Below are 6844 nucleotides of genomic sequence, written 5' to 3'. Positions count from 1 at the left end.
AAATAATTACAAAGTGAAGTTGAGATGATGCGATCTCAACTTCATTTTAAAGGTAACTTTTTCTGTAAAGAAACGGGTGAAAAATTAAATACCGAACCTAAAATATTAGGGATGCATGGAACAACTACTATGGTAGATATTGCAACTGAGATAGAGAGAGTTAATCATAACCCCTTCGTTGTTAGAAAAAACACAAGAACCTCTCAAGTGTTGACAGTTGCAGGAGTTCCTAGATTAGTGCTATGTATCTGATAATATCGCTAACCCATTGCATAATAAACTACTGTTGAGCAGTTGCTACGTAATAAACTAACTATTTCTACTGTAAGACGTAGCGGGGGTACGAATAATGGAAAATAAAATGATATACACTCTTCCAATGTTTTCTTCACTTTTGTCTGAGTTACCTCAAATAACTTTTTCAGGTACAAATATTTGTATCAATTTAAAGGGATATGACTATGATGATATCTATTCAGAAGTTGAATTGATATTTCAAGAAGTCCACTATTTTTCAAAGGTAAACGCATTGTTTTCGGTAAACACAATCGAAGCTTATGATAAAGTTTTAGAAATATTTAATTCATCAATTATACTACAGTTAATGGAAGCCAACAGGAATCTTTTTGAAGAAATGAACAAGCACCAAGAATTAAAGCATTATTCTTTATATCTTGATGGGTATGACGGATATAATATAGTTTGCAAGTCCATAGAAATCAAAGAGTTATAAGATTTTAAGTCAATAAATAATTGGCAAATTAGAATTATACCTCGCTTTGCATACAAAAATACTTGAAGAAATTGATTCAAGTGCTTTTACTGTTCAATAGGCACAAAGTTCCCCAATAAAAATTCAAATAATGTGAGTCCTATCCTCATATCAGGCTCTGTGGCAGGTTTGCCTAAGGATGGCCAAGCCGTCGTATCTAGTTGCGATAGCCTCTAAAGTGCAAGAAAGACAAGTACAGATAAGCTATGTCAGATAGTTGCCTATAGAGGTGAAGTGGGTGACGATACTGGACTTGACTGTTGACTTGTAAGATATTATGATAGTCGGGGAGCTATTTTTTACGTAGGCTAGTTTTCTAGGAGACTTTTAGTATGGATAACTATAAAGAATTAGATAGAGTATTATCTCAACCTTACTTAGGTGATGCTTTTTATGATGCAGATGTTGAATATGTTATGGATGTTTTGCTTCCGTCTTTAAAACAAGGAGAGTGGTGTGCTCTTGGTGCTTGTCTTGAAGAAAAGAGTAGCTTGTATAAATACAAATTGGCTTATTGTATAGAAGGGTATGATACTTCGAATGCTTTTAATATTCTGATGAACTTAATACTGTGTCATGATAAAAATATACTTGAAGAAGTACTTCATTTGACTATTCGAAATATAGGGAACAGCTAATCAAATTTCCACAAGTAATAAGTATTTTGAAGGATTTGTCTTCTTATAAGGAGAATACGACAATAGGTAGATTAAGTACCAGTATTTGCGAGACATTTGGGCTACAATAGTTTAGTTCCCGCTAAAACGATAGCTTTAGGCCCGAGTAAACAATCCTATAGTAGACGAACGGATGCAGAATCCATGGAATACTTGAAGAAAAACTATCCAGATTCTTATAATTTTATTCGAAGTTTAGAAGAGGGTAAAAATGATTTGCAAGATTATATTGATTAACAAGAAAGAGGTCGCTAAATGAATAAAAAAATGTTTTATACCTTATCTATAGGGGCGTTTTTAATCATGCTACTACCGCTCGCTTTCATTTTTTTAAAGCCACGATATAGTAATGTTTTTGAAGAAATTTATCATGACGAGTACCATCATACTGTAGGGCCCTGGTTATCTCCAACAGCCTCTACTTTAGAGTCTTTACCCGATATGAAAAAAAAACGTACAAGAGGCTTACTATACGGAGTAACCGGGGGAAACTACAAGAAAAATAGCTTACCTAAAAATATTCATAGTATTAATTACGTATTCGAATATCCTGATAATGAGTTGGGAAATGGGAATGTTTTAATTGTCATAAATGTTGATTTGCCTAACTCAGATATTTTGAAGGTTGAATACATGTACCAACATCAATCAAATCAACTAATTCAGAAAATAAGGATATTTTCAGATGATTATAAGCAAGAGTATCCAGTCGAACAATACATCACTCAAAACAAACTAGATGTAAAAGTATACACTGAAATTGCAAATGATATTTTGAAAAATAAACTTATTTCAGATTGGCGTTCCGCTTATCCTAGTCAGTTTTCAGTTGAAAATTGGGGGAATGTAAAGATGATTAGCGAAAACGCAATAGATTAACAAAAAGTCTCACTTCATGCTCTATGATGTCGTTCTAGAACGCTGGTTCAAAAATGGTAGTCAACGTTATTCCGTTGATAATCTTGGGGATGTAGAGATTGTGCCACTAAGTTTTATTATTAACAAAAGAAGTCCAGATGATTATATTCCATGGGATAAGTATGACTGATTATTATTAAATAGAAATATAAATAGAAATATGAATATTGAACAAAAACAAAAAGAATTAGACTTAACATATTATTGGGATGCAACTATTTACAATTTTTATGTGTCCTATTTTGGGGATGAAACTGTTATTGAGTATGAGGATGATCAAGAAAAATATTGGCGCGTAACCTTCCTTTTATGTGGTAAAGTCAAGTATACAACAGATGCTCTATGGAAGAATTGGCGAGATTATAATGTCAAAAGTTTGAAAAAGACACAACTTGGTTATTCCGCACAAAATTTCACGTTGATTCCGCATGCTAAAGATAAAAATTTTGTAGAGTGCAGAATTGATCTAGGTATTATGGATATAACAATTGTTTGTCGTGATATTCAGATAGAACATCTTGAGTTAAAGGATGCTCAGTTCTTTTGGCAGGATAATGAAACAGTAGAATGAGTAAAGTGTAGCTAAACTGTTTTAATAATGGATCTAAGAACAAGAAAAAACGTGTAATTTATTTCTAAGTATTAAGTTTTTATAAGTCATTATAAAGTTAACTAAAACAATGCCTGCTATGAGAGCCGAGCAAGATTGTTAGGGACGGAATCATTTTCTAGAAATAATTTACTAGGTAGAATGCCGTTACTTAAAAAGAAATGAGGTTTTTTCTAAATGAAAGAAAAATATATGGATATGAAGTATATTCTTGAGTGTTTTAGAGAGGGTAATATGGCAATTCCCTTTGAGATAGAAATATTAGATAGGACTGAAGGATTGCAACATATAGAATCTAGTGAATGGGAAGAGCTTGTTTGGGAATTTCGAAGCGAATTTTTACTTAAGAACAAAGGTGAAGTTAGAACTGGAATAGGAAAAATCTGGAATGAAAATTCGGCCTATTTTCGTAAATCTATTGACCCTATAATAAAAGAATACCTACAGAGAAATTTTTTGTCACAGACATGCATAGATTCGATTTTATTTGATTTAAGCACTCTTAGAAACTATAAATTATTGCAAGACGATTTTGGGATAGAGTCTGCATTTCATGATGATTTACTTTTAATTTATGAGGGGGGCTACATTCCAGTTGGCTATCAAGGTAATTATCCTGAGGGGCACTTTAAGGTGATGAAAATTGTCTAGCCTAACATAAATAGCTTCCATTGAATTTATAAAGTATTTTACACTTAATACAGAGGAGCACTCAGATCTTGTTTCTATACGAAATTGTTCTGCAACCTGACAAAGTCAGTTGCCTCAAAAGGTTAACCAATACGACTGCACCAACCTTTCGAAACGCTTCATGGTTCACACCACGAGGTGTTTTTTGATGAATTTTAGAAAAGCCCATACAACTTTACTTGAAAGAATGCTATAATAGCTTAGAATAAGAGATTTTCTGTTGAAATATATGTATGGGAGATTACGATGTCACTTGTCTTAAAGGTTGGCTTGTTCTATTAGACAATTGGATTTTGAATTCCTTTTTTCAACTGTCTTTGTCCGTCTTGAACATTCAAATTGGGGTAGTCCTTATCCAATCCTTATGAACGAGTTGTATCAAGTGAGATTTTCAGTATATTATTGAAAGAATTGTCTACTCGAACTACAGAGTATTCGTATAGAGTTTAGCAAATTATCGTCTTATGATAATGTTTGTGGCTTTGAACCTGTAAGTTCTATGGAAAAAGTGTTGAGATTTCTACTTGGTAGGTTTCCTTGTTTGCTTCATTATGCGAGAAAGATTGATTTTAAGTGACTATTGAAGTTTGAGAATTCGGATACTTTGGCAATTAAGAATATCTATGGTGCTTTTAAAGTGAAAAAAATTTTAAGACTTATAAGTATTTTTGACGATAGGATTCAGATCAAACTGAAATCAATCAGAACACCAAAGGTCAAAGACTAGAGTATAGCTTTGATAGGGCAAAAAACTGCTGCATATCCATGGTAGCGATGACATAATCGGAATGGTAGTTGTTACTGTAATAAGCGAAGGAAATAGACATGAGAGAATTTGAAATAAGGGAAAAACAAGATAAGATAAATCAGACGGACTATTGGGATGGTCGGATTCTAGATTTACAAATATTATATTTTGGTGATGAAGTTCATCTATATATAGAAAGTTATCATGAGAATAAAGTAGATTTAGAGGAATGTTGGAAAGTCAGTTTCCTTGCTTGTGCAGCACTGAATTATGAGACGGATGCACAAAATCGCAAAAAATTTAAAGTAAAAGATTTTACACAAAATCACTTGTATACCTGTCAAGAGATATCTCTTGAATATTACGATGACAGTTTTTTTCAAACCAGGATAGTTTTAGAGGGTTTAGTCAAGTTCAACATCATTTCTAGGGATGTTACTGTTGAAAGAATCAAACGATCAGAACATGATTTTTTCTGGAGGAATAAGTCATAAATGTATTCAATTAATAGTGAGGTTGAAAGTAATACCAAAAAGATAAGGAATTCCTCCAGCTGGCACTTGTGGTGAATGAATACAATGGAGAGGTCAATTTAGTAATAATGGAACGAGATGAAGATATGTCATATGAGTTTTTTAAGAAATTATTATCCTATGGGGAAGAGTTTGTTCTATATTATCAAGATAGAAAGTTTTATATCAGTCAAAGGAAAGACTTAGGGGAGTTATATCTTACGGCTTCTGAGGAAAACTATCACATTTTTTATAGCCCAAAGGAACTTTTATCAGCACCATTAATCGATGGTGAGACCTTATTAGAAAGATGGATGATCTTGCAGTTTATTAAGTCTATCCCAAAAGTTGATCATCTTATTCAAGTTATTACACAAAATCAGCAGAGGTGGGAAATGAGAGTAGTTTTATTACCAATTTATTATAAGGATGAGAATAGAATAGAAACGTGTCAGATTTTTATTAGAGATAGCGAAGAATTATGTATTCTTGATGTTGAGAGAGATTCGGGTTTTAAACGTTATGAAGCCGACTCTTTCTTTGAGGCGCTTACGAACTATCGTCTGGATTTGGAAAAGGAAGGCGGGATTCTCCAATGCAATGGAGCTGACAAGTGTGTATTTCCTTCTCCGATGCAGATGAATTTTGGAGGAGAAAAAGCCTATTTCTTGGAAATGAGAAAACAAGCTAGTTTAAACAATGTTTATGAGATTTTTGACCAAGATAAACCAAACTTAAACTGTGTCAGTGTTGCAGAACAGAAACAATTTTATGATGATTGGTTTACTAGCCTAGTAGGTGGGAGCCATTAAACCTGCTTTAAAAGTAGCTATCGGAACAAGTCTTAGTAAACTGTGTTTTGGACCGTGTGACAGATGAGAGAATTGTAGATGGACCTTATCACAGAAAATTTGGAGAATACGAGTTGAAAATAAGTGGACAATTGTTAAAGGATAATCAAAAGCTGACTTTTTTTGAGATTCTTTCCCAAATACCATCTAATAGTGAAGATTGGTATATCTTTGAATGTGATGCTGTAGGAAAAGCTCCCAATAATCTGCCTATGCCAGAATTTGAAGATTTAGTCTTAAATTCAAAATATGGCTATCAGATGAGTTGGGCTGGACTTTTAAAATTTTCAAAGGGAATAGAGGATATAAATAATTTAATAGTTGTTTCCTCTACAAGTCCTGTTGAATTTGAAACTATAGAAAAAGGGACAGAAGCTTTGCAAGTAAGATTGGAAATATACGATAGTACTGCTTGGGAAATTGAATTTTATGGATGACCTTGTACAGTTTACTGTTACTAATGCCACATAGAAATGGGGGATTGCAGTTTTCTTAGTGGATAATGTCATCACTGAGTAGATTGAACGAAAGACTTGCCTAGCTTATGATATGGGCGCTATCTAAAGAAAGAAGATTTAGACTGGATAGATAGCTAGGGAATTAGGGGGATTAGATGTTGTATTATAAAACAATTTGGAATCATACGAATGATGATTTTCCAATAATCATGTACTCAGAAATAGATGCAGAACGATTTGAAACAAAACGATTAGATATATTTTCTGATGGACACGTAGCTTACTTTGATACTCGGACCCCCTTGGAGTTGGGAGAAGCTCCATATCCAAGTGATTTTGATGCAATAAATGCTACAGGAGAGTTTGATGTGTCTGAAATATCAGCGATAGATTTTGAAAATATTCTAAAAATGTATGACACGGAAGCTTTAATCGAGGATTATTGTATCAAATTAGCTAGATGGGCAGAAAGGTAACCAGTATTTGCCATTTTTCAATAGTTAGAGGAGGAACATTCATGTCAAATATTACATTTAATCATTCTTTTTTTTCCTATCCTATCCACAATCATTAAAGGATTTAGTTTCTAAAGGTATCGTTGATTTTGG

At 33.2% G+C, this 6844-nt stretch carries 11 protein-coding genes; all 11 read left to right on the top strand.

Annotated elements, in window-relative coordinates:
- The first annotated feature begins 349 nt into the window (after positions 1-349).
- The 11 genes from HMPREF2805_RS04095 to HMPREF2805_RS04055 all read left to right on the top strand — a co-directional run bounded on the left by HMPREF2805_RS04095 (position 350) and on the right by HMPREF2805_RS04055 (position 6712).
- The gene (locus HMPREF2805_RS04095; RefSeq protein WP_075231513.1) at positions 350-733 is read left to right on the top strand and encodes a hypothetical protein; all 384 of its coding nucleotides are present in this window, start codon (positions 350-352) and stop codon (positions 731-733) included.
- A 371-nt stretch (positions 734-1104) separates the two neighbouring features.
- Positions 1105-1410, top strand: coding sequence for a hypothetical protein (locus HMPREF2805_RS04090; protein WP_075231512.1), 306 nt, complete (start codon positions 1105-1107; stop codon positions 1408-1410).
- A 294-nt stretch (positions 1411-1704) separates the two neighbouring features.
- Complete coding sequence (locus tag HMPREF2805_RS04085) at positions 1705-2328, top strand: TipC family immunity protein (protein WP_075231511.1); 624 nt, start codon at positions 1705-1707, stop codon at positions 2326-2328.
- A 16-nt stretch (positions 2329-2344) separates the two neighbouring features.
- Positions 2345-2497 (top strand): TipC family immunity protein, encoded by a 153-nt coding sequence (locus HMPREF2805_RS10985; RefSeq protein ID WP_148131595.1) that lies wholly within the window; start codon positions 2345-2347, stop codon positions 2495-2497.
- Positions 2498-2527: 30 nt separating this feature from the next.
- The gene (locus tag HMPREF2805_RS04080; protein ID WP_083301278.1) at positions 2528-2938 is read left to right on the top strand and encodes a hypothetical protein; all 411 of its coding nucleotides are present in this window, start codon (positions 2528-2530) and stop codon (positions 2936-2938) included.
- Positions 2939-3154: 216 nt separating this feature from the next.
- Entirely contained in the window at positions 3155-3628 is a 474-nt protein-coding gene (locus HMPREF2805_RS04075; protein ID WP_075231510.1) for a hypothetical protein, read from the top strand.
- 304 nt (positions 3629-3932) lie between these two features.
- The gene (locus tag HMPREF2805_RS11665) at positions 3933-4073 is read left to right on the top strand and encodes an Imm70 family immunity protein (RefSeq protein WP_083301277.1); all 141 of its coding nucleotides are present in this window, start codon (positions 3933-3935) and stop codon (positions 4071-4073) included.
- A 419-nt stretch (positions 4074-4492) separates the two neighbouring features.
- Positions 4493-4909 carry a hypothetical protein gene (locus HMPREF2805_RS04070; protein WP_075231509.1) on the top strand — a complete coding sequence of 139 codons (417 nt, stop codon included), beginning with the start codon at positions 4493-4495 and terminating at the stop codon, positions 4907-4909.
- Positions 4910-5016: 107 nt separating this feature from the next.
- The gene (locus HMPREF2805_RS04065) at positions 5017-5739 is read left to right on the top strand and encodes a hypothetical protein (RefSeq protein ID WP_075231508.1); all 723 of its coding nucleotides are present in this window, start codon (positions 5017-5019) and stop codon (positions 5737-5739) included.
- Between the two features lie 56 nt (positions 5740-5795).
- On the top strand, positions 5796-6215 hold the full coding sequence (locus tag HMPREF2805_RS04060; RefSeq protein WP_222563419.1) for a hypothetical protein: 420 nt from the start codon (positions 5796-5798) through the stop codon (positions 6213-6215).
- Between the two features lie 176 nt (positions 6216-6391).
- Entirely contained in the window at positions 6392-6712 is a 321-nt protein-coding gene (locus HMPREF2805_RS04055; RefSeq protein ID WP_075231506.1) for a DUF6881 domain-containing protein, read from the top strand.
- The last annotated feature ends 132 nt before the right edge of the window (positions 6713-6844 follow it).

The sequence above is a fragment of the Streptococcus sp. HMSC034E03 genome (genome assembly GCF_001811505.1).
Taxonomy (GTDB): Bacteria; Bacillota; Bacilli; order Lactobacillales; family Streptococcaceae; genus Streptococcus.
The sequence above is the reverse complement of the archived record's forward strand: the minus strand, read 5'-3'. Positions and strand labels throughout refer to the sequence as shown.